The sequence below is a fragment of the Halorubrum yunnanense genome (genome assembly GCF_026586675.1).
GTDB lineage: Archaea > Halobacteriota > Halobacteria > Halobacteriales > Haloferacaceae > Halorubrum > Halorubrum yunnanense.
This window is the reverse complement of record NZ_JAODIX010000015.1, coordinates 29,583-46,793: the sequence shown is the minus strand read 5'-3', so window position 1 is coordinate 46,793 and position 17,211 is coordinate 29,583. Positions and strand designations below refer to the sequence as shown.

General features: G+C 70.2%; 22 protein-coding genes and 2 tRNA genes. 14 read left to right on the top strand and 10 right to left on the bottom strand.

Features of this window, described 5'->3' with window-relative positions; translation table 11 throughout:
- Positions 1 to 79: 79 nt before the first annotated feature.
- The 4 genes from N5096_RS03515 to N5096_RS03500 form a co-directional block, all read right to left on the bottom strand.
- Complete coding sequence (locus N5096_RS03515) at positions 80 to 208, bottom strand: hypothetical protein (RefSeq protein WP_267662949.1); 129 nt, start codon at positions 206 to 208, stop codon at positions 80 to 82.
- A gap of 103 nt (positions 209 to 311) precedes the next feature.
- Positions 312 to 449: a hypothetical protein gene (locus N5096_RS03510; protein ID WP_267662948.1), complete on the bottom strand. Its 138-nt coding sequence runs from the start codon at positions 447 to 449 to the stop codon at positions 312 to 314.
- Positions 450 to 643: 194 nt separating this feature from the next.
- Positions 644 to 715 (bottom strand) — tRNA-Thr (locus tag N5096_RS03505).
- A 94-nt stretch (positions 716 to 809) separates the two neighbouring features.
- Complete coding sequence (locus tag N5096_RS03500) at positions 810 to 1,475, bottom strand: DUF7114 family protein (protein ID WP_267662947.1); 666 nt, start codon at positions 1,473 to 1,475, stop codon at positions 810 to 812.
- 59 nt (positions 1,476 to 1,534) lie between these two features.
- On the opposite strand from N5096_RS03500, the gene N5096_RS03495 reads away from it, so the two are divergent.
- The 3 genes from N5096_RS03495 to N5096_RS03485 all read left to right on the top strand — a co-directional run bounded on the left by N5096_RS03495 (position 1,535) and on the right by N5096_RS03485 (position 3,786).
- Entirely contained in the window at positions 1,535 to 2,263 is a 729-nt protein-coding gene (locus N5096_RS03495) for an enoyl-CoA hydratase/isomerase family protein (protein ID WP_267662946.1), read from the top strand.
- A gap of 87 nt (positions 2,264 to 2,350) precedes the next feature.
- Positions 2,351 to 2,421 (top strand) — tRNA-Gly (locus N5096_RS03490).
- Between the two features lie 198 nt (positions 2,422 to 2,619).
- Positions 2,620 to 3,786: an inorganic phosphate transporter gene (locus tag N5096_RS03485; protein WP_267662945.1), complete on the top strand. Its 1,167-nt coding sequence runs from the start codon at positions 2,620 to 2,622 to the stop codon at positions 3,784 to 3,786.
- 27 nt (positions 3,787 to 3,813) lie between these two features.
- Here the strand turns inward: N5096_RS03485 and N5096_RS03480 are convergent, their stop codons facing one another.
- Positions 3,814 to 4,482: an undecaprenyl diphosphate synthase family protein gene (locus N5096_RS03480; protein ID WP_267662944.1), complete on the bottom strand. Its 669-nt coding sequence runs from the start codon at positions 4,480 to 4,482 to the stop codon at positions 3,814 to 3,816.
- An 81-nt stretch (positions 4,483 to 4,563) separates the two neighbouring features.
- Between N5096_RS03480 and N5096_RS03475 the strand changes: the two genes are divergently transcribed.
- The 5 genes from N5096_RS03475 (at position 4,564) to N5096_RS03455 (ending at position 9,269) form a co-directional block, all read left to right on the top strand.
- Entirely contained in the window at positions 4,564 to 5,133 is a 570-nt protein-coding gene (locus N5096_RS03475) for a DUF8056 family protein (RefSeq protein ID WP_267662943.1), read from the top strand.
- Positions 5,134 to 5,178: 45 nt separating this feature from the next.
- A complete protein-coding gene (locus N5096_RS03470) occupies positions 5,179 to 5,709 on the top strand; it encodes a DUF5812 family protein (protein ID WP_267662942.1) in 531 nt (176 codons plus the stop codon).
- Between the two features lie 93 nt (positions 5,710 to 5,802).
- Positions 5,803 to 6,684, top strand: coding sequence for a protein translocase subunit SecF (gene secF / locus N5096_RS03465; protein ID WP_267662941.1), 882 nt, complete (start codon positions 5,803 to 5,805; stop codon positions 6,682 to 6,684).
- Complete coding sequence (locus N5096_RS03460; RefSeq protein ID WP_267662940.1) at positions 6,684 to 8,285, top strand: preprotein translocase subunit SecD; 1,602 nt, start codon at positions 6,684 to 6,686, stop codon at positions 8,283 to 8,285. The genes secF and N5096_RS03460 overlap by 1 nt, the downstream gene beginning before the upstream one ends.
- Before the next feature lie 255 nt (positions 8,286 to 8,540).
- Positions 8,541 to 9,269, top strand: a complete 729-nt coding sequence (locus N5096_RS03455; protein ID WP_267662939.1) for a TMEM165/GDT1 family protein — start codon at positions 8,541 to 8,543, stop codon at positions 9,267 to 9,269.
- Here N5096_RS03455 and rnhB read toward each other — a convergent pair.
- From rnhB to N5096_RS03440, 3 genes are all read right to left on the bottom strand, one after another.
- Complete coding sequence (rnhB, locus tag N5096_RS03450) at positions 9,266 to 10,030, bottom strand: ribonuclease HII (protein ID WP_267662938.1); 765 nt, start codon at positions 10,028 to 10,030, stop codon at positions 9,266 to 9,268. The two genes, N5096_RS03455 and rnhB, sit on opposite strands and share 4 nt — an antisense overlap.
- Before the next feature lie 64 nt (positions 10,031 to 10,094).
- Positions 10,095 to 10,466, bottom strand: a complete 372-nt coding sequence (locus tag N5096_RS03445; RefSeq protein WP_267662937.1) for a 30S ribosomal protein S8e — start codon at positions 10,464 to 10,466, stop codon at positions 10,095 to 10,097.
- Positions 10,467 to 10,586: 120 nt separating this feature from the next.
- The gene (locus tag N5096_RS03440; RefSeq protein WP_267662936.1) at positions 10,587 to 12,224 is read right to left on the bottom strand and encodes a potassium channel family protein; all 1,638 of its coding nucleotides are present in this window, start codon (positions 12,222 to 12,224) and stop codon (positions 10,587 to 10,589) included.
- Positions 12,225 to 12,349: 125 nt separating this feature from the next.
- Between N5096_RS03440 and N5096_RS03435 the strand changes: the two genes are divergently transcribed.
- The 4 genes from N5096_RS03435 to N5096_RS03420 all read left to right on the top strand — a co-directional run bounded on the left by N5096_RS03435 (position 12,350) and on the right by N5096_RS03420 (position 14,434).
- Entirely contained in the window at positions 12,350 to 12,754 is a 405-nt protein-coding gene (locus N5096_RS03435) for a winged helix-turn-helix domain-containing protein (protein WP_267662935.1), read from the top strand.
- Positions 12,751 to 13,029, top strand: a complete 279-nt coding sequence (locus tag N5096_RS03430) for a DUF7521 family protein (RefSeq protein ID WP_267662934.1) — start codon at positions 12,751 to 12,753, stop codon at positions 13,027 to 13,029. Before N5096_RS03435 ends, N5096_RS03430 begins: the two co-directional genes overlap by 4 nt.
- A gap of 114 nt (positions 13,030 to 13,143) precedes the next feature.
- A complete protein-coding gene (locus N5096_RS03425; protein ID WP_267662933.1) occupies positions 13,144 to 13,845 on the top strand; it encodes a helix-turn-helix domain-containing protein in 702 nt (233 codons plus the stop codon).
- A gap of 43 nt (positions 13,846 to 13,888) precedes the next feature.
- Positions 13,889 to 14,434 (top strand): DUF1684 domain-containing protein, encoded by a 546-nt coding sequence (locus N5096_RS03420; protein ID WP_267662932.1) that lies wholly within the window; start codon positions 13,889 to 13,891, stop codon positions 14,432 to 14,434.
- Positions 14,435 to 14,509: 75 nt separating this feature from the next.
- Here N5096_RS03420 and N5096_RS03415 read toward each other — a convergent pair whose 3' ends face one another.
- Positions 14,510 to 14,905, bottom strand: coding sequence for a CopG family ribbon-helix-helix protein (locus N5096_RS03415; protein ID WP_267662931.1), 396 nt, complete (start codon positions 14,903 to 14,905; stop codon positions 14,510 to 14,512).
- Between the two features lie 101 nt (positions 14,906 to 15,006).
- Here N5096_RS03415 and N5096_RS03410 point away from each other — a divergent pair, with 101 nt between their 5' ends.
- On the top strand, positions 15,007 to 15,699 hold the full coding sequence (locus N5096_RS03410) for a hypothetical protein (protein WP_267662930.1): 693 nt from the start codon (positions 15,007 to 15,009) through the stop codon (positions 15,697 to 15,699).
- Positions 15,700 to 15,756: 57 nt separating this feature from the next.
- On the opposite strand, the gene N5096_RS03405 is transcribed toward N5096_RS03410, so the two are convergent.
- Complete coding sequence (locus tag N5096_RS03405; RefSeq protein WP_267662929.1) at positions 15,757 to 15,918, bottom strand: hypothetical protein; 162 nt, start codon at positions 15,916 to 15,918, stop codon at positions 15,757 to 15,759.
- 168 nt (positions 15,919 to 16,086) lie between these two features.
- Between N5096_RS03405 and N5096_RS03400 the strand changes: the two genes are divergently transcribed.
- Positions 16,087 to 17,190, top strand: a complete 1,104-nt coding sequence (locus tag N5096_RS03400; protein ID WP_267662928.1) for an NADH:flavin oxidoreductase/NADH oxidase — start codon at positions 16,087 to 16,089, stop codon at positions 17,188 to 17,190.
- Positions 17,191 to 17,211: the final 21 nt, after the last annotated feature.

Below are 17,211 nucleotides of genomic sequence, written 5' to 3'. Positions count from 1 at the left end.
GGTGCCCTTGTCCTCTTCGACTCCACAGCGACAGCTCAACAGTATCAACAATCTCCTACAGAAGAGCGTTCTTTTTTTATTAACTACGTGGTGATTGCACGGTTCTATCAGTGTATAAACAGGCGTTCGCGTCCGCGTCGCGCGACCACGCGTATCGCTCGGTCGCGGCGTGCTCGGCGCCCCGCTCGAACAGGTCGGCGAAGGTCATGGCCGGACCGTGGTCGGCCACGGGTATCGGCGTTGCGACTGCCCGTGCGGTCGGCCGGTCGCGGTGCCCGCCGGGAGCCATCGGCCAGCCGGCCCCGACCCCCTCACTCGAGGCGGTCCGCGAGGTCGTGGAACCCCTCGATGACGACGTCCGGGGCGGGGCCCAGCTCCTCCGTCGGGAGCGTCTCCTCGAGCCCGTCGACGTGCGCTTCGAGCACCGCCTCCTGCGAGCCGATGTCCACGAGCGTGCTGTACGAATCGACGGTGGCGGTCGAGACGGAATCGAAGTCGATAGCTGCGCTACTCGTCTCATATCATAACCGTAGTGAAGCCGACCGCGACGCGCCCTTCGACCGGTCTCTCGTCGCTGGGCGGGAGGATCCGCTACCGATTCGAAGACGGGAGCGCACTCGCGTAGAGCGGGGGCGGGAGAAAGAGCCTAGGCCGAGATTTGAACTCGGGGTCTCGTCCTTACCAAGGACGCGCTTTACCGCTAAGCTACCCAGGCACGCAAGCAGTTGTTGACGGGAGTCGAGTTTAGTGGTTTCGATTCGGGGCCGTCGCGTCACAGAGACACACACGGTCCCGCCGCCGTCGGCCGATCACCGGTCCGTCGCGCTAACGGCGCGGTCGGAGATGTCCGCGATCCGGTCGGCGGTGGCGTCGGGGAGCGCGCGCCCCGGCGGCGGGAACTCGCCGTCGTAGTCGGCCGCCAGCTCGCGAGCGTACGTCAGCAGCTCTTCCGGCGGCTCGCCGCCGACGGCCGTGGTGCCCGCGACGACCGCCAGCTCGAGGGCGTCGACCTCCAGGTTCCGGTCGAGCGCGGTCGCCGCCGCGGGGTCGGTCCCCTCGCGATCGCGGAGCGTCTGGTCGCGACCGAACGCGCGCACGACCTCGACCGCGGCGCCGGCCGCGTCGGTACACGCCAGCAGCGAGAAGCCGCGCGAGACGAGCACGTCGGCCGTGAGCACGTCCATGTCCGCGTCGATGTCGGTCTCGCGCGTCGGCGCGGTCACCCACGGCTCCTCGTGGGCCACCGTCCGGGTGAGCCGGAGCCCCTCGTAGATGAGCTGCACGCCCGCCGCCCGGTCGACGACATCGGCAGGGTTCAGGTCGGGGTCGACCGCGCGGGCCGTGACCAGCGCCAGCACGCCGGGCGTCACCGCGGCGTCCAGAATGCGGCTCTCGAGGGCCTCCCGCAGCTGGTCGGGCTCCACATCCGCGAGCGCCTCGTGAGCGGCCTCACGCGCTCGCGCGGCATCGTCCATTACCACGCGGTACTCGAGCGAAGGGCAAAGACCTTTGGAAACGACCGGGATACGACGCCGTGATCCGCACCCGTACCGACGACCGCGTCCGCGTCGTCACGATCGACCGCCCGGCGCGGCGAAACGCGCTCCGCCCCGACGACTTGGACGCGCTCCGGAGCGCGATCGCCGACGCCGAGACGCCCGTCACCTACCTCCGCGGCGCCGGTAACGCGTTTTGTGCCGGCGCCGACCTCGACGTCGTCGCCGGGCTCGCCGGAGGCGCCGGTCCCGACGGCGACGAGACCGCCGACGCGGCGTCGTTCGCCCGCCGAGGCCAGCGCGCCGCCGCGGCGCTCGCGGACGCCGACACGGTCGTCGTCTGCGGGATCGACGGCGCGGCCCGCGGGGGCGGGGTCGAGCTCGCGCTCGCGGCCGACGTCCGGGTCGCCACGCCCGCGGCGACGTTCGCCGAGCCGGGCGTCGAGTTCGGGCTGTTCGGCGCGTGGGGCGGCACGATCCGCCTCCCGCGGGTGATGCGCGAGGGCGACGCCCTCGACTTCGCGCTCTCGGGCCGCGTCCTCGACGCGGACGAGGCGCTCCGGACTGGGCTCGTCTCCCGGGTCGTCGACGACCCCCGCGCGGTCGCCGACGAAATCTCGTCCGGCGAGCCGGACGCGATCCGGGCGGTCAAACGTCGGGTGCGCGACCGGCGGGACGACGCCGCGCAGGCGGACGCGGAGGCCGAGGCGTTCGCCGCCCTCGTCCGGGCGCACGGGGCCGAAATCGCGGCGTCGCGGACGGAGTGAATCCCTGAGCGGACCGAGACGACCTCGCCGCAGTCCCGATGTGACAGGTTTAAGTGGACTTCCGATCAATTATCGAGTGCGAAGCGCGCACCGGTAGTGTAGTGGTATCACGCAACCTTGCCATGGTTGCAACCCGAGTTCAAATCTCGGCCGGTGCATCTTCTCGCTGCGCTCGAAGATCCACCGGCCTGACTCCCCGCTCGTTTCACTCGCCGGGAGTCTCGGCCGGTGCATTTTTAAATACCTCTATACGACAGCCGTCACCTCGTCGACCGGCGATAGCCGCGGTGAGAACCTCCCGCGTCGCCGGCGCGAACCTGTCCGCTTAACCGGGCGTGCGTTGTTGTAGCGGGTATATGGTTGAGGTCTTGCTTCTCGTCGGGTTCGTGGTCGCGGCGTTCGTCGGGTACAACATCGGTGGCGCCACGACCGGGCCGGCGTTCGGGCCGGCGGTCGGGTCGGACGTGCTCTCGAAGTCGGGCGCGGCGGCGCTGATGTCCGTGTTCTTCTTCATCGGCGCCGGCACGCTCGGACAGCGCGTCGTGACGACGCTCGGGGAAGACCTCGTCACGGGCGGGAGCGTGTTCACGCTGGAGACGAGCATCCTCGTCCTCTTTTTCATCGGCGGCGCGCTGTTCGTCGGGAACTTCGCCGGCGTCCCCGCGTCGACCTCGATGACGGCGGTCGGGGCGATCGCGGGACTCGGGCTCGCGACAGGGACCCTCGACAGGGCGGTGATGGGGGAGATCGCCATCTGGTGGATCGTCGCCCCGATCATCGGCTTCTGGGTCTCCGGGGTCGTCGGGCGCTACTTCTACCCGGCCATCGACAGCTGGGTGGCGATAGACAGCACGGAGGGCGCGCTGTTCGAGATCGACCGCTCCGGGGCGATCCCGAAGCCGGTCGCGGGCCCGAACACGACTCGACGCGAGCTCGTCGGCGGCTTCGTCGTCATCGCGATCGGCTGTCTGATGGCGTTCTCGTCGGGCACCTCGAACATCGCGAACGCGATCGCGCCGCTCGTCGCGCTCGACGGCGTCGAGATGACGCCGATGATCCTGCTCGGGAGCGCCGCGGTCGCGGTCGGCGCGTTCACGATCGCGCGCCGGACGCTCGACACCCTCGGTAACGACATCACCGACCTCCCGCTGACCGCGGCGATCGTCGTCGCCTCCGTCTCCTCCGGGATCGTCATCAGCCTCTCCGCGGTCGGGATCCCGGCCTCGTTCGTCATCATCGCGACGATGTCGATCGTCGGGCTCGGCTGGGGGCGCGCGACGCGGACCGTCACGGTGCGGCAGGGGATCAAAGGTGAGAAGGAACCGACGGTGTCCGTCGGCGCACTGAAGGCCGACGAGACCGGCCCGATCGGCGAGGGCGACCCGGCCGATATCCCCTCCGCCTCCGACCTGTTCAACCCGGGGACGAGCGCGCGCGTCGTCTTAATGCAGAACGTCGTTCCGCTCCTCTCGACGGTCGGGGCGCTCGTCACGTTCACGGTGCTGTTCCGGTTCGTCTGGTGAGAGGGAGGACCGGCTCGCCTCAGCCCCTCACCGCCCGAACCGACGCTGTCGCTCTTGGAAATCGAGGACCGCCCGCAGGTAGTCCCGCCGCCTGAAGTCGCGCCAGTTCACGTCGGTAAAGTAGAGCTCGGCGTACACCGACTGCCAGATCGCGAAGTCGGAGAGCCGCTCCGCGCCCGTCTTGATCACGAGGTCCGGCTCCTCCGGGAACACGAGCCGGTCGGCGACGTCGTCCGCGTCGATCGTCGCCGGGTCTAGGTCCCCCTCGTCGACGTCGACCGCGAGCTCGCGAACCGCGGCCGCGAACTCCCCCTTTCCGCCGAGCCCGACGGTGACCCTGATCGGAGCGTCGCTGTCGGCGGGTCCGACGTCACCCGCTTCGTCGCCTTCGACGCCCCTCACGTCGGCGTCGGCGGTCCCGTCGGTGCCCGGACCACGCACCACGAACGGGGCGGGCGCGTCGAGCCGGCGGAGCTCGCGCGTGAGCGTCAGGACCACGGACTCGTCGAGCACGGAGACCGAGACGGTGACGCGCTCGGCGCCGTACTCCAGCGCCCACCCGAGCGCCTCGGCGAGGGTGTCGAACGCCCCGTCGGCGAGGAGGTCGCGCTCGGTGATGACGATCGCGACGTGTGCGGGGGGCTCCCCGTCGTGGAGCCGGTGGCGGACGCGGAGATACGTGTCGTACAGACCCACGTGAGACGGTTCCGTCGCGGGGTTTAAAATATCACGTCCGCCGACGAGGGGTTTAATCCGCCGTCGGCCGTAGTGCAGACGATGGCAGACAGCTACCGCGGAGTGTTCGGCGCGATCCCTTACGCGATCCGGCACACCGAGTCGTGGACGATGCGCGTGTACGGGGTCGTCGGCGCGCTCGCGGCCGGGCTGATCGCGACCGTCGTCACCCTCGCGCTCGTCGTCTGGATGGCGGAGACGGCCGACGTGCAGGGCGGCACGTTCCTGTTCTCGCGCTCGCTGTACGTGGTCGCCGGGTTCGCCGCCGTCGCGCCGCTGCTCGCGCCCCTGCTGTTCGTCGCGCGGCGGCACCGCCGCGGCAACTCCGTGCGGCCGGGGTACGACCGGAAGATGGCGTACGGTGGCTTCCTCTTCCTCCTCTCGCTGTACGTCGGCCTGGTGATCTCCGCGCCGGCGGAGCTCCGGGAGCCGACCGAGTCCGCTGTCGTCGGCGCCCTCTACGCGCTGCCGCAGGCCGCCGGAGTGGTCCCCTCAGTGATCGCCGCGGTCGTCGTGTTCGCGACCCACTATCGGCTTCGCGTGACCGACGAGGGGGTCGACGCGGACACGAGCGATGAGCCGGCGCCGGACGATCCGGCGGCCGACGACTGACGCGGCTCGAAACCCCGAAAAGGGTCGGCCGCCTACCGCGGACCAATGACCGACGAGCCGGAGCGCACCGACGCGGAGGGGTCGGAGGGCGCCGACGCGACGGAGGCGGCGGACCGAAAAGAGAGCACGTTCCTCGTCACGCACGTCGAGAGCGACTCGGCGGTGCTGAAAGACGTCCGGGACGGGCAGGTCCACACGCTGAGCTCGAACCCCGGGCTCGAGGCCGACGACGCGGTCGAGGCGACCGTCGCGCCCGACCCGCCGATGGAGGTCACGTACCGGGTGATCGAGGTGGCGGAGCGGCGGCGCCTCTCCATCGAGGAGAGCGAGGAGCCGCCGACCGTCCACGAGCGCGATCTGGCGGCGGAGACGCCGACGGGGGAGCTCGCCCGCGAGCCCCGCGCCGGCGAGGGCGAGATCCACGTGCTGACGCCGCCTGAGGGTGACACCGAGGACGCGGTCGCCGACGTGGTCGAGGACCGGGAGGCGACGCTGTCTCGGGCCGCCAGGCTCGGCGTGAACCGCGTCGAGATCCGCTCCGAGCCGGGCGTCGTCAGCGTGCGGTATATGCCCTGATGCGGTTTCCGGAGCGCCGGGGTGCGGGCGACTGAGAACCGGGTCACGGGCGAGTGAGAAGGCTTATTCCCGCCCGCGCAGGAACCGCTATTTATGATAGCGATCGAGGTACCGGAGGTCAACTACACCGAGTACTCGAACCGGCAGCTCGTGGCGGTCCCGCTCGCGGTCTTGGCGCTCGCGCTCGCGATCATTCTGGGCTGGTATCTCGTCACGGGAGCGCCGGCGAACCTCGGACTGGCGTTCACGGGCGGCGTGGAGCTCCGGGTCGCAGACGACGGTGGTAACGTTGAGGAACGCATCGAAACGGAGTTCGACCGACAGCCCGACTCGATCCGGTCGATACCCGCGGACGACGTGTACGTCGTCACCTTCCGGGCGGCCGACGAGGACCCCGAGGGGCTGGCCGAGGAGCTCTCGCAACAGGCGGACGACGCGGGGCTCACCACGACAGCAATCGATCAGGTGTCGCCGAGCTTCGCGGGCGACACGGCCCGAACCGCGATCTTCGGCGTCGCGCTGGCGTTCCTCGGGATGAGTGTGCTCGTGTTCGCGCTGTTCCGGACGTTCATCCCGTCGCTCGCGGTGGTCGCCTCGGCGTTCTCCGACCTGGTCATCCCCGTCGCCGTGATGAACCTCCTCGGGATCCAGATGACGCTGGGGACGATCGCGGCGCTGCTGATGATCATCGGGTACAGCGTCGACTCCGACATCCTGTTGAACAACTCCGTGCTGCGCCGGACGGGGGACTTCTACGAGTCGGTGAGTCGGGCGATGCGGACCGGGATCACGATGACGCTCACGTCGATGGCCGCGATGATCGTGATGGCGATCGTCGCGACCGTCTTCGGCGTCGACCTCCTGCGGAACATCGGGATCATCCTCGCGGTCGGCCTCTGTGCCGACCTCATGAACACGTACCTGCTGAACGTCTCGCTGCTCCGCTGGTACAAGTTCGAGGGGGTGAAACGCTGATGTTAGAGCCGATCAAGAACAACTGGCGGATCCTCCTCTTAGTCGTCGTCGTGGTCGGCGCGTCGATCGCGCTGTTCGCGCCGCAGTTCGCGCCTGAGACCGCCCCCGGCGAGAACCAGAGCGAGGCGAGCCAGGGGATCACGAACCTCCAGTACGGGCTGGACCTGGAGGGCGGCACCCGCGTCCGGGCCCCGCTGGAGGGGTACACCGCCACCGGCGTCGACTTCGCCGGCGACGACCCCGTGACGGCCGAACGCGCCGTCGCCGACGAGCTCGACGGCGTGCAGCTCCGCGACGTGGGGTCGAGCGTCGGCGAGGACGAGCGGGCGATCGAGGTCACCGACCCCGCCGTGACCGAGGAGGAGTTCCGCGCGGCGATGGACGCCTCGGGCTACTCCTACGAGGGCGTCCGGCCCGGCGTGACTGCGGAGACCCGCGACCTCACGCAGAGCATCATCGAGGGGAAGATCAACGAGGCGGGCCTCTCGGGCGGGAGCGTCCAGCAGGTCCAGTCGCTCAGCGGCGAGTACTTCGTGCTCGTCGAGGTGCCCGGCGAGGGCCGGAGCGACGTCGTCTCGCTGCTTCAAGAGCGAGGGACGGTCCAAATCAACATCGCGTACCCGAGCGAGAACGGCACCGCCGTCGAGGAGGGGGTGCTCACTCAGGACGACTTCGAGAACATCGGGACGGCGTCACAGCGGGACCGCGGCACGGGCTCGTACGTCCCGGTGACAGTCCGGAACACCGCCGCCGACGGCGAGCGGCCGCCGGCCGCGACGTTCCAACAGGCCGTCGTCGACCGCGGCTTCCCCGCCGCGTATCAGTCGGAGGGGGACCGGTGTGGGTACAACCCCGAGACGGGCGAGATCGAGAACTCGAACCCCTGTCTCCTGCTCACCGTCGACGGCGAGGTCGTCAACTCCTTCGGGATGGACCCGGGGCTCGCCGACAGCATGGAGAGCGGCTCGTGGGCCGACAGCGCAAACTTCGAGCTGACCACGCCCGAGTTCTCGACGGCTCAAGAGATCTCGGTCAACCTGCGCGCCGGCGCGCTGCCGGCGGAGCTCGACATCAGCGGCGAGGGGACCTCAAGCACCATCTCGGCCGCGCAGGGAGAGAACTACAAGAACTACTCACTGGTGACGGGGATCCTCGCGGTGTTCGCGGTCGCGGGCATGGTGTTCCTCCGGTACCGCGAGCCCGCGGTGGCGCTGCCGATGATCGTCACGGCGCTCGCGGAGGTGTACGCCCTGCTCGGCTTCGCTGCGCTGGTGAGCTACCCGATCGAGCTGGCGGTCATCGCCGGCTTCATCGCGGTCGTCGGGACCGGCGTCGACGACCTGGTGATCATCGCCGACGAGGTGATGAGCGAGGGCGAGGTGAACTCCCGGAAGGTGTTCGACTCCCGGTTCCGCCGGGCCTTCTGGGTCATCGGCGCCGCCGCCGCGACGACGATCGTCGCGATGTCCCCGCTGATGGTGCTCTCGCTGGGTGACCTCTCCGGGTTCGCGATCTTCACCATCCTCGGCGTCCTGATCGGCGTCCTGATCACCCGACCGGCTTACGGCGACATTCTCCGCCGCCTGCTGACGATCCGGTGAGGCGACGCGTGGAGGCCCGCTCCGCCTTTCCGAGTCCGACGCGCTCCCGACGACCTTCGGGTCCGGACGCGACCGCGGGTCGGTCTCGCCTGGAATCTGTATGCGACAAATTAATAGTTTAGACGCGTCTAATTCTCATATGGGACTCACTGTCGTCGACCGTCGTACCGAACCCGCCGGCGCCGTCTGTCGGGGCCAGCGGGGCCGGACCCGGCGGGATCGGGGGCTCGGCGGCGGGCTGAGGTGTCGGAGCCGATGACCGCGTACGCCGAGATCGCCGTCGTGGCGTTCCTCACGCAGATCGCCGTGCTGCCGGGCGAGAAGGTGCAGTTCATGATCGCCGCGCTGTCGACCCGCTTCGACCCGAGAGTGGTCGTCGCGGCCGCTGGGTCGGCGTTCGCCGGCTGGACGGCCCTCGAGATCGCCTTCGGCCGGGCGCTGCAGGCGGCGCTCCCGGCGATCGTTCTGGACGCCGTCACCGCGGGGCTGTTCTTCCTCTTCGCGTACCTCCTCTACCGGTCGATGCCCGAGCGCGGCGCCGGCGGATTCGGGGCCGACGCCGACGGCGAGAGCGACCCCTCGGCGACCGCGGACCCGGTCGCCGCGCTGGAGGCGGTGACGCTCCCGGGACCGCTCGACCGCTACGCGGGGTCGTTCGGCGGGTTCCTCCCGATATTCGTGCTCACGGCCACGGGGGAGTTCGGCGACAAGACCCAGATCGTCACGATCGGATTGGCGGTCCAGTACGGCGCCACCTCCGCCATCTGGGTCGGCGAGATGCTGGCTATCATCCCGATCAGCCTGGCGAACGCGTACTTCTTCCACACCTTCGCGCACCGGTTCGACATGCGGCTCGCACACGTCGTCTCGGCCGTGCTGTTCGCCTTCTTCGGCGCCGACACCGTCCTCTCGATCCTCACCGGGTTCTCCGTCTGGGAGACGGTCGTCGGCGCCGCGGGCGCCGCCGCGTCCGGGCTCTTTTAAAAATCGTCCAGCGCTGACTGCTCGGCCGCGGCCAACACGTCGTCACAGGTCGCCCACGACCGGCGCGCGCAGTCCGGCACGGCCCCGTGGCCGGCCGCGTACTCCCGGAGGAACGAGCGCGTCGCGGGATCACTCGGGTAGCCGCTGCCGAGGTCGCCGTACTCGGGGTAGTCGGCGTCGATCGCCGCCATCCGCGCGTCTCGGGCCACCTTGGCGACCACGCTCGCCGCCCCGACGACCGGGTCCGCCTCGTCGGCGCCGTGGAAGGCCTCGACATCGACCGCGGGGAGAGTCGCGGACTCGGCTGCATCGCCGTCGCGGTCGGGGGCGTTCCCCTCCTCTTCGCCGTCACCACCGCCGATGAACTCGGCGAGCCGGCGGGCGAACCGCGCCTCGCTCGTGTCGCCCGCGTCGGCGACGACATGGACCGGTTCGTCGAGCGGGGTGTCGGCGACTCCGAGGGCGGCGGCGGCGGGCGACCCGCCGAGCGCGGCCCGCGTCGCCCGCGCCTGCCCCCGAACGGTGAGCGTGTTCATGTCGGTGTCGGGGCGGTCGATCTCGGCGGGCTCGACGAATCCGACGCCGATAGCGACGGCGTCGCTCTCGCGGAGCGCCGCGTCTATCGCCTCGCGTCGCTCGGGGGAGAGCCGCTTCGAGTCGTCGACGTCGGCCGGGAGGCTCGACGGGTCAGCGAGCACGGCCGCGGCGGCCATCGGCCCGAGCACGGGTCCCTTGCCGGCCTCGTCGACGCCGAGGTACACGCGTCGCCGGTCGTCGTCGAGCGGTAAATACGTTCAGAAAGCGGGCCGTGGGCGGTCGGGTCGTTCAGTCGATGAGGACCGCGTTGACCTGCCCGGTCTGGCCGGGACGAGAGGTGACGCGGGCGCGGCCGGCTGAGGTGTCGATGACGGCGCCCTTGGTGACGATGTTCCGGCGGGCGTAGTTGACGTTGGAGGGGTTGTCGACGACGGTCTCGATATCGGCCTCGCTGACCTCGCCGCCGTCGGCGACCTGCGCGACGTTCGTCGAGAGCGCGCGGACCTTCTTCTCCGTGCCGCGGGAGTCGATGAACTGGAGCCGCGTCTCGTCGACCGTGGTCTCGGCGGGCTCGCGGCCGAGCTGGTGGCGCTTCTTGTTCGAGGCGTGCTTGAGCCGACCGCCCGTCCGCTTGCGCGTGGAGCGTCCCTGGTCTTTCATACAGATACGAACAGCCAGCGAATACTTGAAGCGTTCGACTCGTCTCGGCGTCGAGCCGGCGTCGAGCCGGCGCCTCGCGGGCGCCGAGGTCCGTCGCGGCGCAAGGCGTTCGAGCGACGGTCACGCGAACTGACGCTCGAACGAGCGGATCCCCTCGTCGGTGCCGACGACCACCAGCCTGTCGTCCGTGCCGATCCGCGTGTCGGGACCGATCTCTGTCAAGACCTCGCCGCCGTCGCGCTCGACCGCGATGACGGTGCAGCCGGTCGTCTCGCGGACGTTCGCCCGTCCGATGGTCCGTCCGGAGAGCCGCGGCACGCGGCTCCTGACGACCTCGATCTGCTGGTTGAGCGAGAGCACGTCGCGGTCCTCGATGACGGTCGAGGCCGACAGCCGCCCGGTGACGGTCGCGAGCGAGAGGACGTAGTCGGCGCCCGCCCGGTGCATCTTCCGGACGCTCGCCGTCTCCTCGACGCGGGCGAGCACCTGCGTGTTCGGCGCGAGGTCACGGACCACGAGCGTGGTGAACTCCGTCGTGGTGTCGTCCGGCAGGGCGAGCACGACGGTCTGTGCCGACTCGACGCCCGCATCGCGCAGCGTCTCCGGCTCGGTCGCGTCGCCGACAACGTCGACGCCCTCGGCGTCCTCCCGGTCGACGACCGTGACGGGCAGGTCGGCGTCGGCGACCACCTCGGTAACGGTCCGACCGACCTGCCCGTATCCGATGACTACCGTCTCACCCGCGCCGAACCGCCGCGTGGCGGAGTTCGTCAGGTCGACGAGCCGCTCCAGTTGGTCTGGCCGCCCGGAGACGAGCAGGACCGTCCCGGCCGACAGCGTCGCGTCCGGTGGGGGCGCCGCGTCGAACTCGCCGTTGAACCACGCGCCGATCACGTTGACGCCGGCGCGCTCGCGGATCCCGCTGTCGGCGAGCGTCGAGCCGGCAAGCGGGCTCCCGTGCGGGATCGACACCTCCGACAGCTGCAGGGAGTCGCCGATGGCGACCGCCTCGTCGATGTCTGTCTGGAGCGCGGTCGTCACCTTCGCCGCGAGGCTCTCGCCGAGGAGCGACCGCGGCGAGAGCACTTCGTCCGCGCCCGCGAGCCGGTGGTATCGCTCGCGGTCCGGGTCCTCCACGACGCTGATGACCCGCACGTCCGGCGCCAGCTCCTTCGCGGCGAGCACGATGCTCGCGTCGACCTGGTCGGAGACGTCCGTCACCAGCGCCCGGGCGTCGGCCAGGTTCGCGGCCGCCAGCCCCTCGACCGATTCGGGGTCGACGCGGATCACGGTCCGGCCCGCCTCGTGGAGTCGGACCGCTCGGTCGGCGTCCGGTTCGACGACCGCGTAGGGGATCTCCCGGGAGTCGAGCTCCTCGAGGAGCGCCGTCGCCCGCGAGGTGTCCGAACAGACGACGACGTGGTCCGACACCTCGCCGTCGAGCGACGTGGGAGCGGACGTCGAGAACGCCTCCTCCAAGAGCGGCGTCACCACCACCGGCAGCGCGCCGATCAGCAGCACCATACCGACGAGGTCCATCACGGCGATGAACGCGTTCAGCTGTTGGCTCTCCCAAGGCGCGTCCCCGCCGAACCCGGTCGTGGTGAACATCTCGACCGAGAAGCGGAGCGCCTCGACCATCGTCCGCGGATCGCCCTCGTACACCCGCATCCCGTAGCGGTAGGCGACCGCGGTGAAGATCAGCACGAAGAGGACGAAGCCGAAATACCCGACGACGCGGCGCTTCCACGAGTCCATCGAAGGGCCGTATGCGGCCCACTCACAAAAACGGGGCGCGTCCGGCGGCGCGGGTGGCGTGCGGTCGCGCGGTCGCCAGAGCCGAAGTTCGATGATTTAAGACGCGGGGGGTCCAACGGAGAGACATGGTGCGGGACCCGTCGGGCGAGGAGGATCCGCCGTCGGTCGACGACGTGCTGGACGCGCTGGCCGACGACGCCGCGCGCCGGATCGTCACGGCGCTCACCGAGCCGAAGACGGCGAGCGACCTCTCCGAGGAGTGCGACATCCCCCTGTCGACGACGTACCGGAAGCTGGAGAAGCTCACGGACGCCTCCCTGCTCCGGGAGTCGACAGACATCCGCCGCGACGGGCAGCACACGACGCGTTACTCCGTCTCGTTCGACGCCGTCACGGTCTCGATCGACGGCGACGACGACGGCGACGAGGGAACTGAACGCCGGGGGCTCGCCGTCGAGTTCTCCCGCCCGGAGCCCACGCGGGACGAGCGGCTGGCCGACCTCTGGTCGGAACTGCGAGAGGAAACATGACAACCCACATCGACCTCGCCATCATCGTGGCAAAGACCGCCATCCTCGCGCTCGGTGGCAGCATCACCTACTACGCGGTCCGCGCGTACGGCAGAACGGGCGACCCCTCGCTGCGCGCGCTCGGGCTCGGCTTCGGGATCGTGACCGTCGGCGCGCTCGTCGGCGGCGTCTCCCACCAGATCATCGGCGCCGACCTGGCGGTGGGGATCGCGATCGACAGCCTGCTGACCGCGGTCGGCTTCGGCGTCATCGTCTACTCGCTGTACGTGGAGTGACCGCGCTCGGGTCCTTCCACCCCGCAGGTCGCGGCGACGGGCTCGGAGAGTATCGACGTCCGACGAACCCCGTTTTCGGTAGCCTTTTGCGGCGCTCCGCCCTCGGAAGCCACAATGAGCGACGCACGCGAGGAGCTCTCTCGCCGGATCGCCGGCGAGATAACGCTCAGCGACGATCCCGGGGCGACGCTCCGGAAGTGGCGGACCGACTTCGACGTCTCCCAGACCGAGCTCGCCGAGCAGCTCGACGTCTCCTCGTCGGTGATCTCCGACTACGAGAGCGGGCGGCGCGAGAGCCCGGGGATCGGCGTCGTGCGCCGGATCGTCGACGGGCTCTTGGACATCGACGAGCGCCGCGGCGGCGGGCGCCTCCGCCAGTACGCCCGCGTGCTCTCGGCGGGGTTCGAGAGCGACATCGTCCACGACCTCCGCGAGTACTCCACCGCGGTGCCGGTCGAGGAGTTCTACGAGGCGATGGACGCGACGGAGGTTGTCCGCGGCGACCAGGACCACGTCAACGGCCACACCGTCATCAACTCCATCGAGGCGATCACGCGGCTCTCCAGCGAGGAGTTCTATCGCCTGTACGGGCAGTCGACGAACCGGGCGCTCGTGTTCACGGGGGTGACCCGCGGCGAGTCGCCGCTGGTCGCGCTGCGGGTCGTGAGCCCGACGCCGAACGCGGTCGTCCTGCACGGGATCGAGTCGGAGGACCTCTGGGAGCACGCCGCCGACCTCGCGCGCGTCGACCAGTTCTCGCTGGCGACGTCGACGCGCGACCTCGATGACTGCCTCGCCGACCTGCAGGCGCTGTGAGCGAACCGCGGCCCTGAAACCGCCGGCGCTCCTCCGTTCGCGCATGACCGACGAGTACGCCGACCGGCTTCGCGCCAACCGCCGCGAGAAGGACGACTTTTTCGCCGACCACCCGCAGTCGCCGATTCCCCCGGAGCACCGCGACGGGTTCGAGGGGCTCGACTACTTCGAGCCGAACTCCGACTACCGCGTCGAGGCGACCGCGACGGTCCACGACGACCCCGAGCCGGTCGAAATGGAGACCACCGCGAGCAACCCGGTCCGGTACCTCCGCGTCGTCACCTTCGCGTTCGAGGTCGGCGACGAGGAACACGCGCTCGCGGGGTACCGACAGGAGGGCGAGGACGGCGAGATCTTCGTCCCCTTCCGCGACAAGACCACCGGCCAGCAGACGTACCACCAGGGCCGGTATATGGAGCTGGAGCCCGAGGGCAAACTCGCCGACGGCGACGTCGTCACCCTCGATTTCAACCTCGCGTACAGCCCCTTCTGCGCGTACAGCGAGACGTTCGCCTGTCCGCTCCCGCCCGAGGAGAACTGGCTGGAGATCGTCGTCCCGGCCGGGGAGCGCGCCCCGGACATCGAGTAGCGCCGTCTCGACCCGGCAGCGACGGGCGGCCTCGCTCCGCCGTCGCGAGCGGCGTCTCTCTTCCCCGCTCCGGCCTCACTCCCCACGGTCGCGGATGACCATCGCCTTGACCCGGTTGACCGCGTCGAAGTCGCGGAGCCGGTAGCTCAGGTCGCGGACGCGCGCGGCGTCGCCGCGGCAGAACAACGACTCGAGACACCACTCGCCCTGGTGGGTGTGGCTGGTGTTGAGTATCACGTCCTGGTACGCGTGCTGGACCCCGTGGAGCTCCCGGATCACGTCGTGGTGGCGGTAGTCGAACCCGAGGAGCGCGACCACCTCGCCGGTCATCGACTCGAGCCGCGCGTGCGACTCGACGTACTCCCGCATCGCCTCTCGGACCGCTCGGGACCGGTTGTCGATCCCCTCCTCCCGCCAGACGCGGTCGAACTCGTCCCGGAGGTCCGCCGGAACGTTGACGCTCGTTCGCATGGGTCCGGGTTCGCCGCGCCCCCACAAGAGTCCCGAGTATTACGATCCGCCCGATCGGGTAGTAACAACCGTTATCGGCGGTTCCCTCGGAGGTCACGGTAGTGCTCCACGGCGAGGCCACCGGACTGCTCCTCGGGGCGATCGCGCTCGGCGCCGTCCACGGCGTCGAACCCGGACACGGCTGGCCGGTCGCGGCCTCCTACGCTCTCGACCGGACGCACACCTGGGCGTACGGGCTCGCCGCGAGCCTGATCATCGGCGTCGGCCACCTCGTGAGCAGCATCGCGATGGTGGGCGGCTTCTTCTACGCGAAGGGGTACTTCGAACTCACGCAGCTCAACGAGCCGATCACGGCGTTCGGCGACCTGCAGATCGGGGGGCCCGTCAGCCTCGTGGCGGGCGTTCTGCTCATCGGACTCGGGATTCGGGAATATACGCACGGACACGGGCACTCTCACGGGCAGGGGCACTCGCACGACCACGGCGACGACCACGACGACGACGCCGCCGACCGCGGGCTCCTCGGCATCGCGTGGTTCGCGTTCGTGCTCGGGTTCGCCCACGAGGAGGAGTTCGAGATCATCGCCCTCTGTGCGGGGTCGACCCACTGCCTCGAGCTGATGACAGCGTACGCGCTCACCGTCATCGCCGGTATCGTCGGCCTGACATTGCTGTTGATCGCGGGCTACGAACGCTCCGAGGAGCGCGTCGAACGGTACGCCCCGTACCTCCCGGTCTTCTCCGCCGTCGTGCTGGTCGTTATGGGGCTCGGCTTCATCGCCGGGATTCTCTGATCGGACGGCTCGCCGGGAGCCTCGGCTCGGCGGAAAGGGAGAGTCGGCCGGGCCGCGTTACCGGTCCAACTCGACCGTCAGGTCGGTCGCGATCCACCCGTCCGTGTTCCCCTGTTCCGTGAAGACGGTCCGATCGGGCGAGCAGCGACTCGCCGCGACGATCGGCCGTGCGTCCGCCGGCTCCTCGGCGCCGCGCTCGATCCGGTCTCCAGTACTCATTACCACCTCGTCGGAGGTGGGGGAGGTTATAGGTTTCGGTCGGCCTAAACCCATGCGCGCCGCGACCGGGCCGCAGCGGCCGGCGCTGCGATCGGGCGACCGGTCGATCGCGGCGAGTCGTGCGGGGGATCGGAGCGCATTATCCGACGGCGACCGACCGTCCCGACGATGACGGATTCGCTCTTTACGCCGTTCACGCTGCGCGACACCGAGCTCCGGAACCGCGTGATGCTGTCGCCGATGTGCCAGTACTCCGCGAACGACGGGTTCGCGAACGACTGGCACCGGATCCACCTCGGCTCCCGGGCGGTCGGCGGCGCCGGCGCGGTGATGACCGAGGCGACCGCCGTCGAGGAGCGCGACCGGATCACCCCGGGCTGTCTCGGGATCTGGTCCGAGGAGCACGCCGAGGCGATCGAGCCGATCATCGAGTTCGTCCGGTCGCAGGGCGCGACACCCGGGATCCAGCTGGCACACGCCGGCCGCAAGGGCTCTCACCGGCCGCCGGCCGAGGGCGGCGACCCGATCCCCGCCGACGACCCCGAGGGCTGGGAGGCGATCTCGGCGACCGACGCGCCGTACCCCGACGGCGACGGCGCCGAGGGGGGCGAGCCCGCGGCGACCCGCCGGATGGACGGCGACGACGTTGACGACGTGATCGAGTCGTTCGCCGACGCCGCGGCGCGCTCGCTCGACGCCGGCTTCGAGATCGCCGAGGTCCACGCGGCCCACGGCTACCTCCTCCACCAGTTTCTCTCGCCGGTCACCAACGACCGCGACGACGAGTACGGCGGGAGCTTCGAGAACCGCACCCGGCTCGTCCGCGAGGTCGTCGCGGCCGTGCGAGACGTCTGGCCGGACGGCAAGCCCGTCTTCGTCCGCGTCTCCGCGACCGACTGGCTCCCCGACCGCGACTCGTGGGACGTCGACGACTCCGTGCGACTGGCCCCCCTGCTGGCCGACGCCGGCGCCGACCTGATCGACGTCTCCGGCGGCGGGATCCACCCGGACCAGCGGATCCCGGGCACCGGACCGGGCTACCAGGTGCCGTACGCCGAGGCGATCCGCGAGGGGACCGACGTGCCCGTCGCCGCGGTCGGCGGGATCACGGAGCCGACCCACGCCGACGCCCTGGTCCGGAACGGGCGGGCCGACCTCGTCGCGCTCGGCCGGGAGCTGCTGCGACATCCGTACTGGCCGCTGGAGGCCGCTCACGAGCTCGACGCGGATATCGAGTGGCCGGTGCAGTACCGGCGCGGCCGGTTCGACTGAGGCGGGTCGTCGGCCGGGCTT

Coding starts and splice junctions, on each gene's coding strand:
- N5096_RS03515 (WP_267662949.1), bottom strand. CDS start 208: ATGACCTTCGCCGACCTGTTCGAGCGGGGCGCCGAGCACGCCGCGACC.
- N5096_RS03500 (WP_267662947.1), bottom strand. CDS start 1,475: ATGGACGATGCCGCGCGAGCGCGTGAGGCCGCTCACGAGGCGCTCGCG.
- N5096_RS03485 (WP_267662945.1), top strand. CDS start 2,620: ATGGTTGAGGTCTTGCTTCTCGTCGGGTTCGTGGTCGCGGCGTTCGTC.
- N5096_RS03475 (WP_267662943.1), top strand. CDS start 4,564: ATGGCAGACAGCTACCGCGGAGTGTTCGGCGCGATCCCTTACGCGATC.
- N5096_RS03470 (WP_267662942.1), top strand. CDS start 5,179: ATGACCGACGAGCCGGAGCGCACCGACGCGGAGGGGTCGGAGGGCGCC.
- secF (WP_267662941.1), top strand. CDS start 5,803: ATGATAGCGATCGAGGTACCGGAGGTCAACTACACCGAGTACTCGAAC.
- N5096_RS03460 (WP_267662940.1), top strand. CDS start 6,684: ATGTTAGAGCCGATCAAGAACAACTGGCGGATCCTCCTCTTAGTCGTC.
- N5096_RS03455 (WP_267662939.1), top strand. CDS start 8,541: ATGACCGCGTACGCCGAGATCGCCGTCGTGGCGTTCCTCACGCAGATC.
- N5096_RS03445 (WP_267662937.1), bottom strand. CDS start 10,466: ATGAAAGACCAGGGACGCTCCACGCGCAAGCGGACGGGCGGTCGGCTC.
- N5096_RS03440 (WP_267662936.1), bottom strand. CDS start 12,224: ATGGACTCGTGGAAGCGCCGCGTCGTCGGGTATTTCGGCTTCGTCCTC.
- N5096_RS03435 (WP_267662935.1), top strand. CDS start 12,350: ATGGTGCGGGACCCGTCGGGCGAGGAGGATCCGCCGTCGGTCGACGAC.
- N5096_RS03430 (WP_267662934.1), top strand. CDS start 12,751: ATGACAACCCACATCGACCTCGCCATCATCGTGGCAAAGACCGCCATC.
- N5096_RS03425 (WP_267662933.1), top strand. CDS start 13,144: ATGAGCGACGCACGCGAGGAGCTCTCTCGCCGGATCGCCGGCGAGATA.
- N5096_RS03420 (WP_267662932.1), top strand. CDS start 13,889: ATGACCGACGAGTACGCCGACCGGCTTCGCGCCAACCGCCGCGAGAAG.
- N5096_RS03415 (WP_267662931.1), bottom strand. CDS start 14,905: ATGCGAACGAGCGTCAACGTTCCGGCGGACCTCCGGGACGAGTTCGAC.
- N5096_RS03405 (WP_267662929.1), bottom strand. CDS start 15,918: ATGAGTACTGGAGACCGGATCGAGCGCGGCGCCGAGGAGCCGGCGGAC.
- N5096_RS03400 (WP_267662928.1), top strand. CDS start 16,087: ATGACGGATTCGCTCTTTACGCCGTTCACGCTGCGCGACACCGAGCTC.